This window comes from Streptomyces sp. NPDC090741, assembly GCF_044769045.1.
Taxonomy (GTDB): domain Bacteria; phylum Actinomycetota; class Actinomycetes; order Streptomycetales; family Streptomycetaceae; genus Streptomyces.
On sequence record NZ_JBIVXF010000011.1, the window covers coordinates 41,299 to 62,428 of the forward strand.

Consider the following 21,130-nt stretch of genomic DNA (forward strand, 5'->3'; position numbering starts at 1 on the left):
GAGGCGTGTGACGAACACGACCACCCGGAGGAAGGCGAGTGGCCGACTGACCAGTCGCACTTCATGGTTGTCGACCTCGACACTGACCGATGCGTGAAGCACGCGGACCGGGCGAGCCTGACGCCGATACCTCACCTCTGGCCCGACGACGCTGTCCCGCTCAACGTCAACGGCTACTGGTACGCCGCCGCGTATGCCACGGCCGGCGGAGGCCACTGGGCGCGAACGGTGCACTTCTATACCGCCGAGGCATTCATGGGCCGCACCTGGTGCCGATTCGACATGTCCACGCCGGGGGTGCACCGGCTGGACAAGCTGGCCCGCCGCCGCCCCACCACCTAAGCGGTCCCGCACCTCGGGCCCGCGCGGCAACTCCACGCCCCCGCGCACCACTCAGCAGAGCCATTCCGAGCGAAGGATGCCACACCATGAACACTGTCCTCTACCCGCGCCCCGCCTCCGCCATCGCCCTCAGGACGCACATGGCGCTCGGCGCATACAAGGCCGTCCCGCGGGTCTCCGAGACCGCGCGCGGACTCGAAAACTGGCTTTCCGACATGGCCATGTACGCTTTCGCAGCTGCCCAGCAGGGCGGCGGCCTCCAGTGGCACAACCTTGGCACCGCCCTCACCGCGGCCACGAAGGCTGTCGCGGCCTGCCCGACCGGCGGCGCGGACATCAGGGCCGCCATCACCGGCGCCACCACCACCATCACCCGCTTCGAGGAAGCCACCGGCACCCCCGCGCCCGCCGGTATCGACGACGACCTCTCCCCGGCCAGCACGCCCGCGTCCTCACCCTCGCCTGCATGACACATTAAAGTTGATACCTCTGCGTCAATGGTGTAAATTAGTTCTTAACGGGGCGGGCGTCGCCGTCCTGAGACCGAGCCGAGGAGACGCACCTTGACCGTACTGATCGCAGAGCCCACCACCCCGCTCCTCTCCCCCGCCTTCCCCCTGGACGTCACCGAGGACGAGCGGATCACCTGCGACCAGTGCGACGCAATGTCCCCCTACTTCTACGACGGCGACGGCGAGCACGACGCCCACGACGCCGGATGGCACACCCTCAACCGCGACGACTGCGACTGCCCGGTCCTCTGCGCCGACTGCGCCCACGACTGGTGCGGACAGCCCGACTACACGCCCCGGCTGTACGGCATGCGCGTCGTCTGACAATCCCTGTCCGCCCGCCGTGCGGCGGGCGGACAGGGACCGCTGGGCCGCCACGAGCAGGCCCGGAGACTCCAACCACCAACCCACCGGAGACCACGTGGTACTCATCGCTCTGGGCATCGGCGTCGAGGTCTTCGCCGCCGCCGCGCTGCTGACCGGCCGCATCACGTACCCGACGATGGCGGGACTGCTCGGCGTGGCGTGCGTCTTCTTCGGCATCGGAAGCCTGCTCAACGGCAGCGACATGTGGGCGGCGATCCACGCCGCCCTGGCCGCCCTCTATCTCCACCAGTGGTGGCACGGAGGCGGGGGCGGCCGTACCCTCCGTCGCCTGCGCGACCTCCGCAACCGCTTCCAGGGCACCCGCCGCACCGCGCCTGCAACCGCCTGATCGCCAAGGCCCGGGCCTGCGATTCTCACCCAGTCAGACCGGGAACCCGCGCGGCACCCTCTCGCGGGGACACGGCCCGCGCTTCCCCACGGCAGGCCCCCCATGTCGCAGCCAGCCCGCCCCCCTCAAAGCCATACCTGGGACGATCCCCACCTCGCCCATCGCTCCGACGCCCTGAGAAAGGGGACTGACCTGCCTCTCTTCCTTGATGACCCCGGATACGGCCCCGGCGGCCCGGACGGTCAGGGCTGGAACCGGCTGAGCTTGAACGCGCACTTCGAGACGCGTCACCAGTGCGGGCTGCTGCCGACCAACCACGCGACCTTGTTCGAGTCCAGGACCGGCCGCCAGCGCTGGGGCGGCTACGAACGGTGCCTCAGGCCCGGCGCCGGCCACTGCGCAACCTGCCCCGTGTTCCAGCAGGCCAACGAGCACCGGGAGTTGTCCTGGCCCGGGGACACCCCGCTCGTGCTGGCGCGCATCCGACCCTGGCCGCCGACTCCCGGCTCGTTCTTCGTCAACTTCGCCGCCGGGCGCAGCGACCTGCACCTGTACACCTGGGCGGGTACGACGCTGGGGGTCGAGACCGACTGGTTGACCGTCCGCAACGCCCTTGGTGTCCGCTGCAGCTGGGTCTTCCGGGATGGCGACGGGAAGGCGTTCTGGCTGGTGCGGGACAACCCGGCGGCCGCGACCGCTGTCGTCCGCACCCGGACGTCGGGGTTGGGCCACGCTCGACATGCGCTGTACGCCGGTCCGGAGCAGCCGCGCCTGGCGCTCCTTGATTGCGACGGCTGCTCTCACACTGACGATGACCTTCAGTACCTGGCGGCCGACCTCGCCGACGCTGTCGGCCCTGCGTCGGCCGAACCGCAGGCCATCCCCGAACGGCTCCCGGGTGTGCCGGTCATCGACCTCTCACACAAGAACGGACGCAGCTGGATCCGGCACGGCGACATCACCACCTCCGTGAGCTGGGACCTGCCGTTCAACCGAGCAGCCGCTACCGCGCTGCTGGCCTACGCCGTGCGCAGCTTTCGCACCTTCTGATCCGGCCTGGCCCGCCCCGGACGGCTGGCAGGGCGTGGGGCTGTGGGACCGGGTGGACCCACAGCCCTGCGACACATACAAGTTGATATTAAAGAAACATACGTGTAAATTAGCCTCTACGGGGCTCGGAGCCCTCTCCCACCGGCCGCTACGCCTGATGGCCGCACCGACTTCGCGAAGGCACGCCGGACTCCCGTGTACGGGCGCCCGCCGCCGGTCGCGCACCGATGGAAGGACTCGCATGTTCGATCCGCTCTCCGCTGCACAGATGCGGACACTGGTGCGTGACGCGCTGGGCCCCGTTCTCGACACGGACGCATCAACGGTTCCGTCGTCGTTGATGTACACCGCCGGCCTCGGCCACCGTGCCCTTCTCTACGCCGACACCACGGTGGTGCGCGCCGCGCCGGGCATGGGCAAGACGTTCTGGGCCCGCACCCTGACCGACTCGCAGAGGAGGTCGGTCGCTGCACGCGAGTTCCAGATGCCGCGGCTGGAGCGCACCGCAGCCGTGGTGGCCTTCGGTTCCGGGCCCAGCCCGGTCCAGGTGAGTCCCGACGAGCTGGCCGCCCTGGTCGACGAGGGTGCCGCGCCTGTGACGGTATGGACCGCCTTCGCCCTGACCGCACTTGGCGTGACGGAGATGACGGTCCTGCCGGGCTGGGGCGAACGTATCGCCTGGCTGGTGCGCAACCCGGGAACCCTGGAACGTTCCGTGGCGGCGTTGGACTCTGCGGCGCGGTCCGTCAACGGGGACCTGGTGGTCGTGTTCGACTCCCTCGACCGCCTGCACCCGGACCGCACCCGCGCGGATGGTCTGGCGTCCGGCATCCTGCAGTTCGCTCACGATCTGGCCCAGCTGCGCACCCGGGTCCACGCCAAGGTCTTCATCCGGCCGGACATGTGGGACTCGGCGCTGCCCGCCCTGACCCCGGCCGCGCGTCGTTCCCTGCGCCCCGTGGACCTGTCCTGGTCTGCCGCCCGGAGCCTTCGCTGGGACTCGACTTCCCTCTACGGGCTGCTCTTCCACCTGCTGGGCAACCACTCCAGCGCGGAGGCCGCCGCGTTCCGGGCCATGACGCCCACGTGGCGCGAGGCGCCGGACGGCCGGTTCGCCGCCCCGGAAGTGCTCTGCTCCGATGCGAACGCGCAGGAGGCTGTGTTCAGCCTGATCGCCGATCCGTACATGGGCGCCAACGCCCGCAAGGGGTACTCCTACCGGTGGCTGCCCGTCTACCTCCAGGATGCTCGCGGCCAGGTAACCCCCCGGTCCTTCCTCGCCACCCTCCACCAGGCCGCAATCCACGCTGACGGCCGCCCCGGCCACAGCCGGGCGCTGCACCGCGAGGACATCCGCCTCGGCTGGCAGGAGGGTGTCCGTGTCCGGGCCCGTGAGCTGGACGGCACGCTCCCGTGGGTCCGTGAAGCCCTGGCGGCTCTGTCAGGCGAGCAGGTCCCGATCGAGGAGGAGCAGGTGTTCGCCCTGTGGAAGCAGGCTGGGCTCCTGGGCCGGCTGCGCGACCACGGCGGGTGGGCCGGGGCTTCGGTGACCACCGGCCCCCGGTCCGTCGACAGCCACCCGGCTCTCCTCGACGAGCTGATCGAGCTGGGCATCGCGACCCGTCGGACGAGCGGGCTGATCGACCTGCCCGACCTCTACCGCTTCCTCCACGGCCTGGGTCGCCGCGGCGGCGTCAAGCGCGTGGCGCACGCCGCGTAGGGCGCGGGCGGCGCGTTCAATCGCGCCTACGCCCCAACAGGCGGGTGATTGGTCGCTCGTGCGTCCGAGGATCGCGGCCAGAGTTCCGAGACCGACGCACTTCAATCTCGCGTGCGGGTGCCGAGCGCGGCGGGGCCGGGCCCTTGCGAATGACGTCGTGGCACTCGAGAGTGCCTGGCGCCCGGCTCGTGGCCGACTATCAGAACTTCCTGGACGGCTACGCCGCCGACTGCCCGGAGGTGGATGCCTACAACGGTGCTCCTGACGCAATCCGCCAGTCGGTCGGCTCAGAGGAGCGCCGCGCCTGGATCAGGTCACGGCGTGCGTCGGCCCCGTGGCTCGGGAACGGGAGCGCCTCTACGGACCGGAGCTGTCCCTGGACATGTGGCAGCTGGTGTCGTGGGACCCTCGTGTGCACGGCAATATAAATCGCCACCGGAACTTTTATTTTTTCTGGCGGGTCTGGCACTGGGTATGGAGCCTGGGGATTGTGAACTGCGGGTTTGGGCGGGATCCTCTTCGGCGCTAGGATTATGGCTAGCGATTCCTTGCGGATCGGTTCCAACAAAGAGACTGCCTCTTGTTCACTGCTTTCCTGTTGGCGCAGGTGTGGACAGGGGGCAGTTTTTTTGTGCCTTGTGGCTGGCCGGGAGCTGAAGAGGGCCCCCGTCGTCGACGTCGCCCAGTTGCCGGCGTCGCGCTTGGCCAGCGACGCGTTCTCAAGTCCGGCGGCCTGGGCGGACGCGGAGCTGAGCCTGTGGTGGCCAGGCGCTGTGGCTGATGGGTGCGCGCGTCTGGCGGCCGAGTTCACAGCCGAGTCGGGCGATGCCTCGGCGCAGTTGCTGCTGGTCCACGACTGGCCGCTGACCGCTGTACGGGACGCGGCGATCGCCTGTCTGGCGGCTTCTCCCGTGCTCGGGCCTGTGGTTCCGTCCGGCCATCGTGAGGTGGGCGAGTATGTGTCATGGAGCGGAGGGGACACCGCCGGGCCGTCGTTTCGTTGCGGTGATCGCGACGCCGGGGCACATCGTGGCCAAGCTGGAGGCGGAGCAGGCACGCTCCGCTGGGCGGTTCGCGGCCGGGAACTCGCTAGCCGGCGGTACGGCGGACGACGAGGCGGCCGAGGCGTTGCTGCGTGCGGCGGTCCCCTTCCTGCCCGGAGCCTGCTGGCCCGGTCTCGGTCGTCGAGGAGCAGCGCCGGGCCCACCGTGCGCTGAACCCGGTGCGCCCGGTCGGCGGGGAGGAGCGGGCGTACGGCCTGGGGTCGCGGTCCGTGAGGGCTACGCCAGCTGGGTTCCGGACGGCCGCCGCCCTCTGGATCTGCTCGAGGAACTGCTGCCGTGGCTTGGGTGGCGGATTCTGCGGCTGGATGTGCTGTGCGGCCGTTCTGGGACCGGAGCAGCCGGGCAAGCCCTACGGCACGTTGAAGGCTGTGGGTGGGGCGGACATCCGTTTCAGCCGGGGCGGCCGGCATCGGGATCTGTGCATGCCGGTCCATCGGATCGTCGCCGCCACGGGAGCTCCGCGATGGATCGCGGACGCGGTGACGAGCCCCTGTGGAAGCCGTACGAGCTTCTTCCCGCGCTGGACGCGGCAGGACAGGTCCGGCCGCCACATCCGGACGGTCGCCTGACCCAGATCAGGCCGGTATCTAACCTCTAGCCCGCGTCCCGGGAGTAGCGGATGGCTGCAGCCCTGCCCCCGCGGCGGTCCCGCTGTCGTCTGGCTCCGGCCGCGTGGGAGCCACTCGCTCCGGAACGGCGCAGGCCCTGCACTGCAACGGCGCGCTCTCGGTTCCTCGTGTAGGCACTGATCTGGGTCACGGTGATCACCTTCTTCTGAAGTGGGCCATCGGGGGCAGGGGAGCAGCGGGCAGCAGAGGCGGTGTGGCCATGGACTGCGCGAACGGGCTGGAGGTATCCAGTCCGTGGTGGGCAGAGACCGCATCGGGTCGGCTCGGCATGGGGCCGGCTGGACCAGCGGGGCGCTCAGGCCGAGCGGCGGCGGCGCATTGCGAACGCGTCTGCCCACTGGGGGTTGTTGCGTACGAGCTTGCGTGCGTAGAGCGCGGTGAAGTTGTTGTTGAGGCCCTTGATGCCGTCGGGCGTGTCCCAGCGCAACACTTCGAAGAGCGCCTTGACGCTCACCCGGGTTGCCCCGGTCCGCAGGCGCCTCTTCACGAGGCTCTCCAAGGTGTTGTAGATCCACGGATGTTCGGCGTCGTAGATGTTGAACTGCTCAGTGATCGTGACAGGGATGGCTGCGTCGAGTCCGGGGAGACGCTCCTGGAGCGGGACGGTCATGGTGGTCGGCATCGCGTTCCTTTCCAGATTCTGATGGGCCGGTCCGGCAGGTGTAGGCGTCTGCTGGACACTGCGGCTCAACTGCGGTTCAGGCGCCGGTTCGAATGCGCGGGGCGGTTGTGATCTGCAGGGGAAGGGCGGCTGGGCCACCGAGTGCCTCGTCTCGTGGCCCCCGTGCACCTGTGCAGTGGTCGGCCATGCCCGAGAGTGGTCCGGCACCCCTGTGGACAGTGGGTGCGCTGAGCGCAGCAAGACCTCACCAGCATATCGCCAAATCAGCCATGATGCAACTTTTATGTGTCGTTCAGCATCACCGCAACCCTTCTTCACGGCAGGTGGCACAGAGTCTTACCCATTCTTCTGTGACATATAAAAGTTGATATCTTGGCGTAATAGGTGTAGATTAGATGCCAGCGGCGATCAGTCGATTCCCATCCCGCAGGGCCTGCAATTCGCACACGCCGGCGGCAAACCCTATGGAGCTCAGTGACCACTCTTCGCACCGTGGACCTCCCCGCCCTCGACTCGGCGACCAAGTACCCGAGCATCGGCACCTACCACCAGCGGAAAAGGGCGGGCGTCTGCTGGAACAGACCATCGCCTTCTCCGGCGAGGTCACGCTGACCGAGAAGGTCGACGGCATGAACGCGCGCATCGCGCATCATCAGCTTCCCCAACGGCGACTACGCCATCGGAGCCCGCGACACCCTCCTGCACGGCCGCGGCGATGTCATCGCCAACCCGGCCCTCGGCATCGTCGACGCCCTCCGCCCGCTCGCCGAGCGCCTCACCCCGCCCGCGGCTGGCATCCGGGTGCACTACCTGGAGGTCTACGGCGACAAGATCGGGCAGGCGAGCCGCCAGTACACCGGCGGCGCCGCCGTCGGCTACCGCCTCTTCGACATCGCCACCTTCGAGCCGGCCGACCTCGACCGCTCGCTCGAAGCGATCGCATCCTGGAGGGACACCGGCGGTCAGAGGTTCTACAGCGAGGACCGCCTCGTCGATGCCGCCGTGCGGGACGTCATCCCGCTGACGCCGCGCCTGGCCACGGTCAACGCGGACGACCTGCCCGCGAACATCCAGGGCATGCAGGACTTCCTCCGCAGCCATCTCACGACCACGCTCGTCGCCCTCGACCAGCAGGCCGCGGGGCTCCCCGAGGGCATCGTGCTGCGGACCACGGACCGCTCGCGCATCGCCAAGGCCCGCTTCAAGGACTACGAGCGGACCCTCGGCAGGGATACGAAGCACTGACGCAAAGCCGCCCCCGACGCACACGGCGTCGGGGGCGGCATCGTCTTACTCAGCGTGCAGAGGTCACCAGCGGAGCTCCGGCAGCGGTCGTTGCCGGAGCTCCGCTGTTTCGGCTGCGGCGAGGATGCGGTCCGCCACGTCGGCACCGACAGCTTCAGCGAGGAGATCGGGGGTGGAGGCGATCAGGATCCATGAGCGGTCCGGCAGGGATACGAGGTCGGCGATCGCCTCCGCGAGCGCGCCGGCTTCCAAGGCCATCATCGCCTGCACCTCGACCGTGTCCGGTCGCAGCGGGCCCTTGGCCTCGTGCACCAAGTCGACGGTAAGAGTCACGTCGTCGACCATCGTCACCGGGGTGGTGTCCACCCTGGTCAGGCCCGGCTCGTAGGTGCGCGCCAGGTCGCTTGCCCGGTGGGCCGTGATCTCGTCGGAACGGTATCCGGCAGCCAGGATGCGCCGCAGGGCGGCGTAAGCGGTGTGCGACTTGCCCGACCAGTACGGCCCGAGCAGCAGCAACCGGGCCGGGCGGCCGTCCAGCACCGCCGCGCACCAGCGGTCAACGGCCGGGTGGTCAGTCTCGGCGTCGGCGAAGTACAGCGGAATGATCTCGGAAGCGGACATCCGCCCAGCGTACGAGCGCCGCCGTGGGCCCGCTTGCCCGCCCCCGGGAGGGTCTCTCCGCGCCTCGCTGCGCAGTCGCCCACCCAGCATGGTGCCGGATTTCGGCGCCAGCCCGGACGGCGTGGGCACGCCACCGGTAGCGTGGTGTCCCCAGGCGCTATCGAGGAGGAGTCATGGCCGACCTTCCGTACGACCTGGACGAGGAAGCCCTCGTCCGGAGGATCACGGCCCAGCGGGAGGCACTTGCCCAGCTGGACAGTGAACCGCGCGCGTACAACATCAGCGGGCCGGTCCGGGTGAACTACGCCGGAGAGGTCTTCGACGTACCGCTGACCCTGAAGGACGTGCGGGCCGCGCTCGACGCCGGCCTCAGGGCTGCCTTCGACGATGAGATCTCCGCGGCCGGACCGAGCACCGCGGGCGCCGTCATTCGCAAGTGGGCGCTCGAGGTGATCCCCGGCGACGAGCTGGACAGGGTGGACGTCCTGATCGAAGCCGAACGCCAGGCCAACGAGTCCGCGGCGGCTGCTGCGTGAAGTACCGCGTCGCCTACGCCTCTCCAGCCTCCGAGGCCCTCAACAAGCTGCCTGACCCAGCGGACTTCAAAGTCCAGGTGCAGGCGACTATCGGCACGAACCCGTACGGGCACGCCTCGACCCAAGTCGGCCCCGACAAGGACCGGCGCGAGGCCACCGTGGCCGGCGTCATCCTGCGCTACATGGTCTCGACGGGCGTCCTCACCGTGACCGTGGTGCGGCTGATTCCCCCGCCGTGAGCCCGGCTCGGCCTCTCGCCGTTGTCAGCGAATCCGGCCAAGGACGGGATCTCTCTCGCTCGCAGTCTCACTCCGAAGGACGTCCTCGGGGTGGGATGTGCGGGCCAGGAGCTCACGGATCGCGCGACGCTGCACCTGCTCGCGGGCCAGTACCTCACGGTGGGCAGCCGGGTCGCGATGCGCCTCGACGGCTCCGCGAACGATCGCGGCGAGAATGTCGGGCGGCAGGGCCTCGGCCTGCGTGGTGGCTGTGCCGGTGAACGATCGCCGGTCGGTCGTCTTCGGCGGCGCGGTAGGCAGGTGGTAGGCCGCCACCTGATCGCCGGTGACCGCCACCCGCTCGAATTCCACCTCGGCTCCGGCGAACGCGATCACGTCCTCGGCGAGAGAGGTGAACATGTGCTCGCCGCTCTGGTCATAGTCCCCGACCATTCTCCGGGGCGTCGCGAGCGTGCGGTTCGAATTCACGCAGCTCAGAAGCGGTCGGATCGACCATAGCCTCTGCAACAGGTGTGGTGCACGGAGCCGGGCTCGGGATTCACTCGGTTGAGCGGCTCCGGTCCAGAAGGTGGTGCAGTCACGCCGGGCGAGCCAGGCCGTGAGCCGATTCGCCAGACGGCGCCGACGTAGTCGTGCTGATCGGGCTTGGTGCCAACGAATCGGCGGGCGGGGGCGCAATCGATCGATTCCGCCCCCGCCCGCCATTCGACCAGCGTAGAGCGGTCGGGGGCGGCCATCACGGCGAGTCGCAGGGATCGTTCAACATGTGCCCTGCGGCAATGCGTGGCCGAGACCTTCGGCGCCACAGACGACCGTGGACCTAGCCCCAACTACTGATCGTGAATGTTCCATCACAGCTGGTGAACGAGTTGTAGATGACGAACACGCACTTGGCCCAGATGTAGTAGCTGTGGGCCGCCGACACGGGTACGCGTTGGTTGATGACGTCGCCGTCGTTGAGGTAGTTGACGTTGAACTGGCTCGTGACATCGGCGCCGTCGTCACGGTAGACGCGGAACTCCAGCCTGGTCGCCGTGGTGATGCCGGAGTAAGTGTTCTTGCCGTACACGCCGAGCCCGCCACCAGCAGGTACGGACACCTTCCTGGTGGTGAAGATTTTCTGGTTGGGCGTTCCGTCGAACGTGATTGTGCTTGCATCCAGCATTGAATCTGCTGCTGCCGCAGTGGTCGGCAGTCCAAGCACGGCCGAGGCCATCAGCGCCAAGGAACAGGCAGCCCAAGCAAAGCGTCGCATATGTCACCTTCCAGCTGGTTTGGGCGATGATGCCTGCGATGCCGCTACGATGTGACCGCCTACGATCGCCCCGCCTGCAAGTTGGGTCAATCCGTGGAGCCCTACGTGGCAACACGCAAGTAGCCACTCGTGTCTACCACCACCGGTTTGACGGGCACGTAGTTTTGCGCAAAGTCAGCGATCTCCCGCGATCGAAGAGATCCTCGCCGACACCACGGCCGCGATGACCGGGTCGAAGGCTGCTCGTGCCGTCATCTTCGGTGGTGCGCCCATGGAGTCTCCGTCCCGAGCGGTGGGCTTGTGGGCGCATTCTCCCGTACGGGGAGTGGCCCCGCAGGCGAGAACCATGCCCCAGCCCACACCTCCACTGCTGGCTGACCAGCGGGCTCACCCCAGCCCGTTCAGGCGGTCGCGGACGCTCTGGCGCTCGGCTTCCTCGCGTTCCAAGGCCCGCTGGTGGACTGCCGGGTCGCGGTGGTCCTCGATGGCCCAGCGCACGATGGTGGCAAGGACGTCCGGAGGCAGGGCCTCGGCCTGAGTTGTGGCCGTGCCGGAGAACGAGCGCCGGTCGGTCGTCTTCGGCGGGGCGGTCGGCAGGTTGTAGGTGACGATCTGCTCGGGGGTGACCGCGACCCGCTCAAACTCCACCTCAGCGCCTGCGGCCTCGGCGAACGCGATCACGTCTTCGGCCAGCGAGCTGAACATGTGGACGCCGCTCTGGTCGTAGTCGCCCAGGTGCAAAATCCTGGTTCGGCGGCCTCCGGAGATCGCCCGGACGGCTGCGTCGTGCTTGCCGGCCAGGCCGTCGAACCCACCGCCGGAGAAGCAGGAGATGCCGAACTCCTCGCCGATGCGTACCAGTTGAGGGACCATGCCGGCCGTCTCGCACCACAGCTCCAGCCGGACGGGCTGGCCGGCCTGGCGGTCGACGCGGTAGTCGTCGACTGCCGCTTCCACGGCCGTCCAGAAGTCTTCGGGGCCGGTGAAGGAGGGCGGGGCGTCCACGGCGATCTGAGTGTCGTCGCGGATCACGTCCCAGGGGATCCGTCCGGAGCGGCGGGCCATGCCGACGTACTCACACATCCGCTTGTAGTCGCGCTCGGTCTTCTCCAGCACGCCGTCGCTCAGGAGCACGTAGAACAGCTGGCGGAGCGAGACGGGCAGGTGGTCGCGGTAGCGGTCGAGGACGGCGTCGACCGCGGTCAGCACCCGGAGTGTCTCCCGCTTGGGCCGCCAGTGCGGCTGCGGCCCGCGGGGGCGCTTGTTCGGCATTGTGGCCTCCTGCGTTCAAGAGTCCGCCATGGCGTCCTTTCGCTCAAGGGGCCGTTGGCCTGGGGTTTCATCCGGGCGACGGGGGCGTGTCGCGTCCGCGGTTCAGCTGGGCCATCAGCTCGCGGTTGGCCGCGCGGGCGGCGGAAAGGTCGTCGTCGCGGTCTTGGAGCTTGAGCTCCAGGTCGACGACTTGCTGTTCGAGGGTGGTGATCCGGGCCTGGAGCTGTTCGGTGTCGTCGGGGCCGCCAATGCCGGACTCGCGCCAGACTTGCTCGCCCAGGACCTCGCTGAGGCGGCCTTCGAGTCGTCGGACTTGGGCGGCGAGGCGGGCGGTGCGGGCGTCGGCGGACACCAGGTCGGCCTGCAGCGAGGCCCGGCTGACGGCCGGTCCCCGGCCGCCGGGGATCGTGGGCGGCTCGGCGGCCTGGGCGTGGATCTGGCCGAGCAGGTCGCGGTGGCGGTAGAGGAAGGTGCGGTCGACGCCCGCGCGGCGGGCGATGGCTGCGACGCTGACCTCGGAGCCGTCCTTCGCGGCCTCGGCCAGGGCGGCGAGGACGCGCTGGCGACGTCGGCCGGTGTCGGCCCGGCGGCCTTCCAGCATGGCCCGGACGGCGGGGTCGGGTGGGGTCATGCGGGTCGCTCCGGTCGCAGGTCGGGCAGGGGCTGGGGGATGCGGGGCATGCCGAGGAAGCCCTGGCGGGTCTTGCGGACCATGGCCGCGGCCTGCTGGATCTCGGCGCGTTCGGCGTCGGTGAGCTGGTCGACCTCCTCGGTGACGCGACGGATCAGCCGTCGGACGCGGGAGATCTCCTCCTCGGACGGGGTGGCCTCGGCTCGGGCCCAGTCGTCGGCCTCGGTCATCGACCGCAGCCGCTCCCGCTGCCGCAGCAGACCGTCGAGGTAGGCGCTGAGCTCGGGGAGGTAGGAGATGTCGGTGGAGTAGTGGTCGCAGCCCATGCAGCGGAACCGCAAAGGGCAGGCACCGCCGCCGGCCGCGACGTTGGACGGCTCGGAGCAGGTGCCGAAGGGGACCTGCACCGAGCCGATCGCCAGGCGGATGCGTTCGGCGTCCAGCAAGGTGGTGACCGCTCCCCAGACACGCTGGCCGTGGCGGTCGAACTGCATGGTGGTGACCTTGTCGACGGCCTCGCGCAGACGTACTTCCTTGACCCGGTAGTAGCAGCGGGTCGACTGGTAGGAGTCGTGGTCCATCAAGGGTGAGAGGACCTCGATGGAGACGCCGGCGTCCGCGTGGCGCTGGGCGAAGGAATGCCGGTAGGCGTAGGGGAAGACCTTCTCCTCGTCGAAGACGGTCCCGTCGTCCAGCAGGAGCTCCGGCAGTTCGGTGACCCAGTCGCGGTGCATCCCGCTGAAGTGGGTGGCGTCGATGCCCTTGGCGCCGAGCTGGTTCATCACCGACGACGGCAGCAGGACCAACTGGGACAGCGGCCGGTCCGGGTAGAGGAGGCGGACGCGTTCTTGCTGCTCGCGGATCAGCCGGGCGGTGGGTTCGTGGATCGGCAGCTCGCGGCGGATCCGCTGCTCTTTCCAGTTGTTGTAGACCAGGACGGGCTTGCCCTGCCGGTCCCGGTTCAGGCAGTGGTACTCCAGCTTGCAGATCTCCTCCGGGCGCCGACCGGTGTCCATCATCAGCTCCACCGCGACCCGCAGTTCGCGGCAGGTCATCTCCTCGAACAGGTCCAGGTGCGCGCAGAGCTGACGCAGCACCTCCGGCGGCAGGTCTTGGCCCTCCTCCGAGGGCTCCGGCGGCCTCGGGACGTCGTGCCGAGTGATCACGAAGTCGTCGGGCAGCCCGGACAGGGGGCCGTCCGCCCTGGTCAGGCCCATCACACGGGACTGCCTCAGCACGTTGCGTGTCGCCCGGACGTAGCTGACACGGGTCGTCGCGGCGATACGGCCGTTGGCCTCCAGGAACGTCATGCGGTTCAGGTAGTTCTCGATGTCCGCCCGCCCCAGCGCCGCCCGGTCCAAGCCGCGGTCCGGCCGGGCGTCGAGACTGCGCGACAGGAAGGCCAGGGCGGTCATGTGCTGGCGGGCGTGGGAGGAGGTGCTGCGGGAGCGCACGCGGGTCAGGTAGTCGCGGGCCCAGCGCTTTGCAGCCTCCTTCAGCCACGCCTGGTGAACGGCGGTGAACTCCACCGTGCCGCGGTGCCCGAAGACCGCCAGGTCCCAGCTGTCCTTGTCGTACTCGCCCTCCGGAGACTTGAAGGCCCGCTGCGCGTAGGCGGTCAGCCGGTTGAGCAGGATCACCGCCGTGCTGTTCACCCCCGGCCTGGGGACGTCCTCCAGGCGGCCCGCCTGCGAGGGGCGGATCGTGCGGTCGATGAGCGCGCGCAGGCCGCCGACGTCGGTCTTCGCCCCACGTCGGCAGCGGTGCTGCAGGCCGAACAGCAGCTGCGCGACGACCAGGTCCGGCAAGCCCCGGAAGCTGATCTCGGAGCCGTTGCAGCCAGACGGTGCGGTCCGCAGCCACAGCTGCTCGTCGACGGGCCCCTCCTTGCGGAGCTGGTTGAGCTGCTTGCCGTGGGGATGGCAGAGCCGGTGGCCCACGGCCGTCACGGCCTGACGGATGCAGGCGGGCGCTCCGCAGTCCCCCAGGCCCGGAAGCGCCCGCGCCGCCGGGTCGGAGAGGAACTCGGGCAGGGTGCCGCCGAACTGCACGTACTGGTACCAGTGCGACCGACACAGCGGCTGCTTCTGGGAGTTGATCCAGGTCCGCTCGCATCCGTCGACCCGGCACTGCCCCGGGACGACGCGCGATGCGGTGCGCGGGAGCTCGATGAACTCCTTCAGCGGCAGTCCCGACTTGCGGTGCTGGTCCTGGCAGGTCCGGCACAGACCGCGGGCCTTCGACGGGAGGTCGCAGCCCGGCACCGGGCAGGCCCGCATCCCCAGCATGGGGTGGTCGATCGGCGCGGTCAGGACGCGTCGCTCGCCGTCCCAGCCGACCTCGGTGAAGAACTCCGGCTCGATCAGCGACCACAGGAACGCCGCGCTCTCCTCCGCGGTGGCCCCCGGCGCCGGCGGCGCGGCCGGCAGCGTGGCGGTCATCGGAGTCCACCCGCCAGCTCGCGCGGCGAGGGCACCCGGTCAACCGCCTGCCGCAGCCGGTCCGGATCGGGGTGCAGATACGGCTCGGCGCTGGACAGCCGTGCGTGATCGAGCAGTGCGGCCACCTCGTCCAGGCTCCCGCCGGCGTCCGCGACGTTGCTGGCCATCGCGTGTCGGAGCATGTGCGGGGTCACGATGCGCGACAGCCCGGCCCGCTTCGACAGCCGCTGAAGCAGCTCGGTGATGCCGTCCGGGCTCATCGGGGCGCCCAGCGGCTCGGCGAACAGGTTCACCAGCACGAAGTCGCTCGCCGCCCCGTGCGGCAGCGCCATCCGCTCGCTCACGTACTGGTCGTGGGCCTGGACCACCAGGAAATCGACCGGCTTGGCCTTCCCCGGCGCGGCGGACTGCTGGCGCTTGGCCCACGCGCCGTTGGCGTTCTCCCGCCGCAGCACGTGCAGGTGCGAGCCGGCCACCCGGCAGCCCAGCGCGGTGGAGTCCGGCATGAAGTGCATGTCCTCACGCCGCAGGCCCGCCGCGGTGCCGCGTCGCAGGCCGGCGCGGGCGAGCAACAGCACGATGAAGCGGTCGCGGGCGTTGTGGCAGGCCATGAACAGGGCCACCGCCTCGGCGTCCGTGGCCCGGTCCCGGCGCTTGCGCGGCACCTGCACCCGGTGGCGGCCCGGTAGCTCATCCCCTCGCCGCGGGCTTCCTCGGGCAGGTCCCAGTCCTCGGCCACCTCGTAGAGCTGGACCAGGACCTCGGACGGCACGCTCTTCGCGGTGATGGCGTGCAGGAGGAACTGCCGCACCCCGGTCAGCACGTTCCCGATCCGGCCCGGCTGGCGGTGGGGCTCCGCCCCCGGCCCGGCCATCACCACCCCACGGCCCGCGACCGGCCGCTCGATGCCGGTGGCCTCCGGCGTCCCGTACTTCAGCCACACGGTGAACAACCCGAGGTCCTGCGCGGCCGTCCTCCAGTCGCGACCGGTCCGCGCACACCAGCGCAGGTACAGCGCGACGTGCCCGGCGTACGTACGCGTCGTCAACTCCGCCTGGTCCCGGCCGAACCGCACGTACCGCAGGAACGCATCCGCCGCCGGCACCACCGCCAGCTCCTCGTCCAGCACCGTCCAGTACCCGGCACCCGAAGGCAACTGCACACGAAATGCCCGCAAGGCTCTTCCTCCACTCCATCTGCAACGTGTCGCAACGATCACGACAGCTCCAGAGATGCGGAGAAGACCCCCAGCTCACACGATCAGACGCAGCGTCCTACGACACGTCGAAGCGCCAGGGAGAACGATGTGCAGTATTCGCGTGCGGCGGCCTCCGGCTACGGCCCGTACCGCTGCGTCGTGTTTACCGGCCAGACCGTCGAAGCCGCCGCCGGAGAAACAAGCGATGCCGAACTCCTCCCCAATCCGGACTAGTTGAGGGACCATACCCGCCGTTTCGCACCAGAGTTCGAGTCGCACGGGCTGGCCGGTCTGCCGGTCGACGCGGTACTCGTCAGCAGCGGACTCGACGGCCCTCCAGAAGTCCTCGGGGCCGGTAAACGAGAGCGGGGCATCGGCGGCGATCTGGGTGTCGTCGCGGATCACGTCCCAGGGAATCCGGCCCGCGCGGCGGGCCATGCCGACGTACTCGCACATCCTCTTGTAGTCGCGTTCGGTCTTCTCCAGCACACCGTCGCTGAGGAGGACGTAGAAGAGCTGCCGCAGCGAAACGGGCAGGTGATCGCGGTAGCGGTCGAGAACGGCGTCGACCGCGGTGAGCACGCGGAGAGTCTCCCGCTTGGGCCGCCACTGAGGCTGCGGCCCGCGGGGCCGCCTGTTCGGCATCGTGGCCTCCTGTCCCCTCCTCCAGAGTCCGCCATGGCGTCCTTTCCCTCAACAGGCGGCTGACCTCGGCTTACTCCGCCTGTCCGGTGGTCGGGGCCTGGGTGAGCGGGCCAGACGAGCTCGGGCGACTATCAGCGGCGCAGCGCTCCTCGCGCGGCCTTGTACGCCCTGGCCGGGTCGCTGTGCGGCTCCGGTACGACCCGCCAGTCGCCGAACTGCTCGATGTACGGGTGCCAGCGGCGGTCCGGCCCATAGCGCAGTTGGATGCGCGCTGCCGGGTCGGTGAGCCGGTTGCCATCGCGGGCCAGGGTGGCGAAGGGGCTCGGCCGAAGGGGCTGGATGGCTTCCTCGGCCTGGGCGAGGATCTCGGGCCCGGGGTCGGTGGTGTAGAGGAAGGTCTCCACGGCCGCGTTCCCGCCGCAGCGATGGGCCGCGGTGAGCTGCCGCATCTGGGCGTACGGCAGTCCGAGCTGGTGAGCGGCCTGTTCGGTGTACGCCTCGCCGGGCGTGGATGCCGTGAAGCGGGCGAGATCAGCGGCCAGGCCGGCGCTCGGATCGGGGACACCATTCAGCAGCTCGGTGGCCCGGTCTGCGGCAGCGTGGACCAGCGCGCTGAGGGCCTGAAGCGGCAGGCAGGACGCCGGGGGCTGCTCCGTGACGCTCTCCAGCACCGGGGTGGTGGAGCCACCGGTGAGGGGAGGGGTGTGCGGGAGGTAGACGGGCCGGTATCGGGCGTCCTGCGCGAGCACGGTCTGCGCGAAGACGGGGGGCGACGCCAGCAGGGTCTTGGGGGACGCCGGGGCGGGCTGTGGCTGGGTCGCGGTGTTGCCGCGGCGGCGAAGGTAGGTCTTCAGGTGCTGGTGTGCGCGGCCTCGGAGGGTGAACAAGACGATCGGGACGGTCCGCGCGCGGTTCGCGATCATTTGTCCGAGTGCTGCCGTGTGGAGGCAGGGTCCGGGTTCCGGCTGACACGAGCAGGTGAAGGTCAGTTCTTCGGCCGCAGGGAGGATCGGGATGCCGGCGGTGTACTGCGGGTCGGTGAGCAGGTCGGTCACGGCCTGTGTGCGGGCGCTGGTGATGATGTCCGGCTGCGCGGCGATCGACTCGTAGACGGCGTCCCAGTCGGTCTCGCTGAGCTGGGGTACGTCGATGCGGGGGCGCAGCTCGCCGATGTGCGTGGTGATCTTGGTGGTGGCGAAGCCCTGGGCGACTTGCAACGCGCCAGTGGCGGGGCTGTCCGCGAGGGCCCGGCCTTCGGCGAGGAGGGCTGGTGTCATGTGAGCTTCGAGGAGCTGGGTCCAGGTGGTAGCCCAGCGGGCGGTGGTGTGCTGGTGTGCGGCGAGCGTGGTCACGCGGCTGCTCCGAGGGTGACGAGATCGGCGAGCTCGGTGTTGGAGAGCTTGGCCAGGGCGCGGTCGCCGGAGGTCAGGACGGCGTCTTGCAGGGTGCGCTTGTGCTCGAGCAGGGCGGCGATGCGGTCTTCCACGGTTCCCTCATTGATCAGGTGGTGCACGGTGACGGTGCGGTGGCTGCTGCCCAGGCGGTGGGCGCGGTCGGTTGCCTGGTCCTCGACGGCGGGGTTCCAGCTGCGGTCGTAGTGGACGACGTGGCTTGCCCGGGTGAGGTTCAGGCCGGTGCCGGCGGCCTTCAGCGACAGGATGAGCACCGGGGTGTTGCCGGCCTGGAAGTCGTCGACGATGTTCTGGCGGCGGGCGGCGTCGAGGCCGCCGTGGAGGAAGGCGGTCTGGTGTCCGCGGCTCGTGAGGTGGGCGGTCAGGAGGCGGCCCATGGCGACGTAGCTGGTGAAGACGAGCAGGGCCTCGCCGCTGTCGGTGACGGTCTCGACGATGTCGTCGAGGGCGGCGAGCTTGGCGGATCGGGCGGCGAACGTGCCGTCGCCGAGGACGGTGGAGGGCTTCTCCCGCAGGTAGTGGGCTGGGTGGTTGGCGATCTGCTTGAGGCCGGTGAGGAGCTTGAGGACCAGGCCGTGGCGGGTGAAGCCGGTGGACTGGGCGACGGCGTCCATGGTTTCGCGGACCATGGCCTCGTACAGGCCGGCCTGCTCGCGGGTGAGCTGAACGATCCGCTGGACGTGAACCTTCTCGGGCAGTTCCGGTGCGATCCGGGGGTCAGTCTTGAGGCGGCGCAGCACGAAGGGGGCGATGAGGCGGGCCAGGGCCTGGGCTTCGGGCCCGGTGGTGTCGCGCTCGGCGGCGTTGGCGTAGCGGGCTCGGAAGGCGGCGAGGGTGCCGAAGAGTCCGGGGTTGGTCCAGTCGAGGATGGCCCACAGCTCGGAGAGGTTGTTCTCGATCGGTGTGCCGGTCAGGGCGATGCGGGTGCGTGCCAGGAGGGTACGCAGGTGGCGGGCGGTGGAGGACCTGGGGTTCTTGGCCATCTGGGCCTCGTCGGCGATGACCAGGGACCAGGTGCGGGCGGCGAGCTGTTCGTGGTCCCGGCGCAGGACACCATAGGTGGTGATGACCAGCGCGTTGTCGGGAAGTTCGCCGAGGGTGCGGCCGGCGCCGTGGTAGGCGACGACGGGGAGCGTGGGCGCGAAGCGGGCCGCTTCGCGGCTCCAGTTGGTGACCAGGGAGGCGGGGCACAGGACCAGGGCGGGGCCGTGGTCGTGGTGCTGGCGGCGGTGGAGGGTGTAGGCGAGGGCGGTCAGGGTCTTGCCCAGGCCCATGTCGTCGGCGAGGACGGCGCCGAAGCCGAGGTCGGTGGTGTTGGCCAGCCAGGTCAGGGCGCACTGCTGGTAGTGGCGCAGCGTGGCGTTGAGATCGGCCGCGGCCGGGAGGGCGTCGGTGGTGTGCTCGTCGGTGGTCAGGCGGGTGGTGACGTCGGCGAGGGCGCCGTCGGGGCGGCAGGGGACGGTGTCGCCGTCGAGGGTAATGGTGCCGGTGAGCGCGGCGTTGAGGGCCTGGTGGGCGGGGAGTAGGGGCAGGTTCCGGGCGCGGGCGCGGGCGGCCAGAGTGGTGTCGAGGAGGACCCATTGGCCGCGGATGCGGACGAGGGGGCGGGCGGACTCGGCGAGCGCGTTCATCTCCGCCTCGGTGAGCTCTTGGCCCGCGAGGGCGAACTGCCAACGGAAGGAGACGAGTTCGGTCAGCGCGAAGCGCGGAGGCGCGCCGGTCGGCCGTGCGGGGGCGGGAGCGCCCACGATCGCCTGGGCGGTGAGCGCGGTGGTGAGCTGCTGCGGTGCGCGTACGGACAGGCCCCGGCTGGCGAGCGCCGGCCCGGCCTCGAGGACCTGGAGGAGGGCCGGCCCGTCCAGGGTCATCTGCTGGGGGGTCCACTGGTCGGCGAGCGGGGCGAGCGCGGGGTAGTCCCGGGCTGCGCGGCGCAGGGCGCGGCGTACACGGGCGCGGCCGAGGGTGCGGTCGAAGCCGGGGAGGGAAACGCTGCCGTTCCAGACATCGGCTGCCGCGACCGGGGGGTGGACGCCGGAGATGTCGGCGGCGGGGTGTGAGGCCAGCTGGAGGCGGGCCTGGAGGTAGCCGGCGCTGTCGGGTTCGTCGATGTCGAGCACGAGGCCGGGCAGGGGCCCGCCGTCGAGGCGCTCTTCGATGTGGTCCGTCCAAGCGGCCAGGTCGCGGTGTTGGTCGGGCGGCAGGATGTGCGGGTTGGGGTCGACGTAGGGGGCCTGAGGGAAGAGGGCGGTGGCCGCCGGGGTGCGGAGGATTGCGTCGGCGAGGGCGTGCGTGAACTCCTCGATCGCGGGCCGCGGTTCGGGGACGTGCTCGGAGCCCGAGGAATTCGTGTCGGCGATGACCGTGCAGTGGGCGTGGATGGACATCGCGTCGGCGAGGGCCTCAACGGCGCGGTTCGCGGCCGGGGGCCAGGGACCGACCCGCCACTGGTCACGTCCATGGTCGCTGAGGGCCGGGTAGACCAGGCGGGCGGCGACCATTTGAAGGCCAATGCGGGTCGCCCGCGCCCAGGCCGTCGCGGAGGGGTGCGCGTGGGCGTGGTCCTCGACCGGCAGAAGCACAGGAGCCGCGATGTCGGCGGCAAGGGTCCAGCCGAGCACGCGGGTTCGTGCTGGGCCGGTCGTGGTAGCCAGGATCAGGTCGTAGAGGCCGGTGGCGAGTGGACTGGGGAGCGGGACGTCGGGCATCGGCTGTCCGTCGGCGCGGTAGATCAGCAGGGCCGCCGGGCCGTGGTCCGTGGCGGGAAGGAAGGTCAGGGCGCAGCCGGCGCGCAGCGCTTCGGCTGCCGCCTCGACGCTGGACAGGGCCGGTGCCGGTGGGGGCGTCGGAGCCGTGGGCGTGCGGTCATGTGGCGCTTGGGCGGGGAGGAGCGGTGGGCTCTGAGGTGCCTGGCCGGTGGGGGCGGCTGCCCCAGCAAGGGTGAGGGCCTGGTTGCCTGTGGGCGCCAACACGTGCGTCGAACT

21 protein-coding genes are annotated in these 21,130 nt (G+C 70.1%); 10 read left to right on the forward strand and 11 right to left on the reverse strand.

Annotated features, from left to right (window positions below; all coding sequences use genetic code 11):
• Window positions 1-93 precede the first annotated feature (93 nt).
• The 6 genes from ACIQU4_RS27565 (at window position 94) to ACIQU4_RS27590 (ending at window position 4,339) form a co-directional block, all read left to right on the forward strand.
• On the forward strand, window positions 94-342 hold the full coding sequence (locus tag ACIQU4_RS27565; protein WP_403735981.1) for a hypothetical protein: 249 nt from the start codon (window positions 94-96) through the stop codon (window positions 340-342).
• A gap of 86 nt (window positions 343-428) precedes the next feature.
• On the forward strand, window positions 429-812 hold the full coding sequence (locus ACIQU4_RS27570; protein WP_403735984.1) for a hypothetical protein: 384 nt from the start codon (window positions 429-431) through the stop codon (window positions 810-812).
• Window positions 813-905: 93 nt separating this feature from the next.
• A complete protein-coding gene (locus ACIQU4_RS27575; protein ID WP_403735987.1) occupies window positions 906-1,178 on the forward strand; it encodes a hypothetical protein in 273 nt (90 codons plus the stop codon).
• Between the two features lie 97 nt (window positions 1,179-1,275).
• Entirely contained in the window at window positions 1,276-1,569 is a 294-nt protein-coding gene (locus ACIQU4_RS27580) for a hypothetical protein (RefSeq protein WP_403735990.1), read from the forward strand.
• A gap of 264 nt (window positions 1,570-1,833) precedes the next feature.
• Window positions 1,834-2,619: a hypothetical protein gene (locus ACIQU4_RS27585; protein WP_403735993.1), complete on the forward strand. Its 786-nt coding sequence runs from the start codon at window positions 1,834-1,836 to the stop codon at window positions 2,617-2,619.
• Between the two features lie 241 nt (window positions 2,620-2,860).
• Complete coding sequence (locus ACIQU4_RS27590; protein ID WP_403735995.1) at window positions 2,861-4,339, forward strand: hypothetical protein; 1,479 nt, start codon at window positions 2,861-2,863, stop codon at window positions 4,337-4,339.
• A gap of 1,988 nt (window positions 4,340-6,327) precedes the next feature.
• Here ACIQU4_RS27590 and ACIQU4_RS27595 read toward each other — a convergent pair.
• Entirely contained in the window at window positions 6,328-6,654 is a 327-nt protein-coding gene (locus ACIQU4_RS27595) for a hypothetical protein (protein WP_403735998.1), read from the reverse strand.
• Between the two features lie 699 nt (window positions 6,655-7,353).
• On the opposite strand from ACIQU4_RS27595, the gene ACIQU4_RS27600 reads away from it, so the two are divergent.
• The gene (locus ACIQU4_RS27600) at window positions 7,354-7,899 is read left to right on the forward strand and encodes an RNA ligase family protein (protein WP_403736574.1); all 546 of its coding nucleotides are present in this window, start codon (window positions 7,354-7,356) and stop codon (window positions 7,897-7,899) included.
• 63 nt (window positions 7,900-7,962) lie between these two features.
• On the opposite strand, the gene ACIQU4_RS27605 is transcribed toward ACIQU4_RS27600, so the two are convergent.
• Entirely contained in the window at window positions 7,963-8,520 is a 558-nt protein-coding gene (locus tag ACIQU4_RS27605) for a hypothetical protein (RefSeq protein ID WP_403736001.1), read from the reverse strand.
• Window positions 8,521-8,693: 173 nt separating this feature from the next.
• Here ACIQU4_RS27605 and ACIQU4_RS27610 point away from each other — a divergent pair, with 173 nt between their 5' ends.
• A complete protein-coding gene (locus ACIQU4_RS27610; protein ID WP_403736004.1) occupies window positions 8,694-9,056 on the forward strand; it encodes a hypothetical protein in 363 nt (120 codons plus the stop codon).
• Window positions 9,053-9,295, forward strand: coding sequence for a hypothetical protein (locus ACIQU4_RS27615; protein WP_403736007.1), 243 nt, complete (start codon window positions 9,053-9,055; stop codon window positions 9,293-9,295). The genes ACIQU4_RS27610 and ACIQU4_RS27615 overlap by 4 nt, the downstream gene beginning before the upstream one ends.
• 24 nt (window positions 9,296-9,319) lie before the next feature.
• Here the strand turns inward: ACIQU4_RS27615 and ACIQU4_RS27620 are convergent, their stop codons facing one another.
• Together ACIQU4_RS27620 and ACIQU4_RS27625 are read right to left on the reverse strand one after the other, a co-directional pair.
• Complete coding sequence (locus ACIQU4_RS27620) at window positions 9,320-9,763, reverse strand: hypothetical protein (protein ID WP_403736010.1); 444 nt, start codon at window positions 9,761-9,763, stop codon at window positions 9,320-9,322.
• Between the two features lie 352 nt (window positions 9,764-10,115).
• On the reverse strand, window positions 10,116-10,394 hold the full coding sequence (locus tag ACIQU4_RS27625) for a hypothetical protein (protein ID WP_403736013.1): 279 nt from the start codon (window positions 10,392-10,394) through the stop codon (window positions 10,116-10,118).
• Between the two features lie 10 nt (window positions 10,395-10,404).
• On the opposite strand from ACIQU4_RS27625, the gene ACIQU4_RS27630 reads away from it, so the two are divergent.
• Complete coding sequence (locus tag ACIQU4_RS27630) at window positions 10,405-10,605, forward strand: hypothetical protein (protein ID WP_403736016.1); 201 nt, start codon at window positions 10,405-10,407, stop codon at window positions 10,603-10,605.
• A gap of 332 nt (window positions 10,606-10,937) precedes the next feature.
• Here ACIQU4_RS27630 and ACIQU4_RS27635 read toward each other — a convergent pair whose 3' ends face one another.
• From ACIQU4_RS27635 to ACIQU4_RS27665, 7 genes are all read right to left on the reverse strand, one after another.
• Complete coding sequence (locus ACIQU4_RS27635) at window positions 10,938-11,822, reverse strand: hypothetical protein (protein WP_403736019.1); 885 nt, start codon at window positions 11,820-11,822, stop codon at window positions 10,938-10,940.
• 67 nt (window positions 11,823-11,889) lie between these two features.
• Entirely contained in the window at window positions 11,890-12,453 is a 564-nt protein-coding gene (locus ACIQU4_RS27640; protein WP_403736022.1) for a hypothetical protein, read from the reverse strand.
• The gene (locus tag ACIQU4_RS27645) at window positions 12,450-14,894 is read right to left on the reverse strand and encodes a tyrosine-type recombinase/integrase (protein ID WP_403736025.1); all 2,445 of its coding nucleotides are present in this window, start codon (window positions 14,892-14,894) and stop codon (window positions 12,450-12,452) included. Before ACIQU4_RS27645 ends, ACIQU4_RS27640 begins: the two co-directional genes overlap by 4 nt.
• Window positions 14,891-15,559, reverse strand: coding sequence for a tyrosine-type recombinase/integrase (locus ACIQU4_RS27650; RefSeq protein ID WP_403736027.1), 669 nt, complete (start codon window positions 15,557-15,559; stop codon window positions 14,891-14,893). Before ACIQU4_RS27650 ends, ACIQU4_RS27645 begins: the two co-directional genes overlap by 4 nt.
• A 587-nt stretch (window positions 15,560-16,146) precedes the next feature.
• A complete protein-coding gene (locus tag ACIQU4_RS27655; protein ID WP_403736030.1) occupies window positions 16,147-16,674 on the reverse strand; it encodes a hypothetical protein in 528 nt (175 codons plus the stop codon).
• A 194-nt stretch (window positions 16,675-16,868) separates the two neighbouring features.
• Window positions 16,869-18,089 (reverse strand): hypothetical protein, encoded by a 1,221-nt coding sequence (locus tag ACIQU4_RS27660; RefSeq protein WP_403736033.1) that lies wholly within the window; start codon window positions 18,087-18,089, stop codon window positions 16,869-16,871.
• The gene (locus tag ACIQU4_RS27665; RefSeq protein WP_403736036.1) at window positions 18,086-21,118 is read right to left on the reverse strand and encodes a DEAD/DEAH box helicase; all 3,033 of its coding nucleotides are present in this window, start codon (window positions 21,116-21,118) and stop codon (window positions 18,086-18,088) included. Before ACIQU4_RS27665 ends, ACIQU4_RS27660 begins: the two co-directional genes overlap by 4 nt.
• Between the last annotated feature and the right edge of the window lie 12 nt (window positions 21,119-21,130).

Coding starts and splice junctions, on each gene's coding strand:
- ACIQU4_RS27570 (WP_403735984.1), top strand. CDS start 429: ATGAACACTGTCCTCTACCCGCGCCCCGCCTCCGCCATCGCCCTCAGG.
- ACIQU4_RS27590 (WP_403735995.1), top strand. CDS start 2,861: ATGTTCGATCCGCTCTCCGCTGCACAGATGCGGACACTGGTGCGTGAC.
- ACIQU4_RS27595 (WP_403735998.1), bottom strand. CDS start 6,654: ATGCCGACCACCATGACCGTCCCGCTCCAGGAGCGTCTCCCCGGACTC.
- ACIQU4_RS27605 (WP_403736001.1), bottom strand. CDS start 8,520: ATGTCCGCTTCCGAGATCATTCCGCTGTACTTCGCCGACGCCGAGACT.
- ACIQU4_RS27610 (WP_403736004.1), top strand. CDS start 8,694: ATGGCCGACCTTCCGTACGACCTGGACGAGGAAGCCCTCGTCCGGAGG.
- ACIQU4_RS27635 (WP_403736019.1), bottom strand. CDS start 11,822: ATGCCGAACAAGCGCCCCCGCGGGCCGCAGCCGCACTGGCGGCCCAAG.
- ACIQU4_RS27640 (WP_403736022.1), bottom strand. CDS start 12,453: ATGACCCCACCCGACCCCGCCGTCCGGGCCATGCTGGAAGGCCGCCGG.
- ACIQU4_RS27645 (WP_403736025.1), bottom strand. CDS start 14,894: ATGACCGCCACGCTGCCGGCCGCGCCGCCGGCGCCGGGGGCCACCGCG.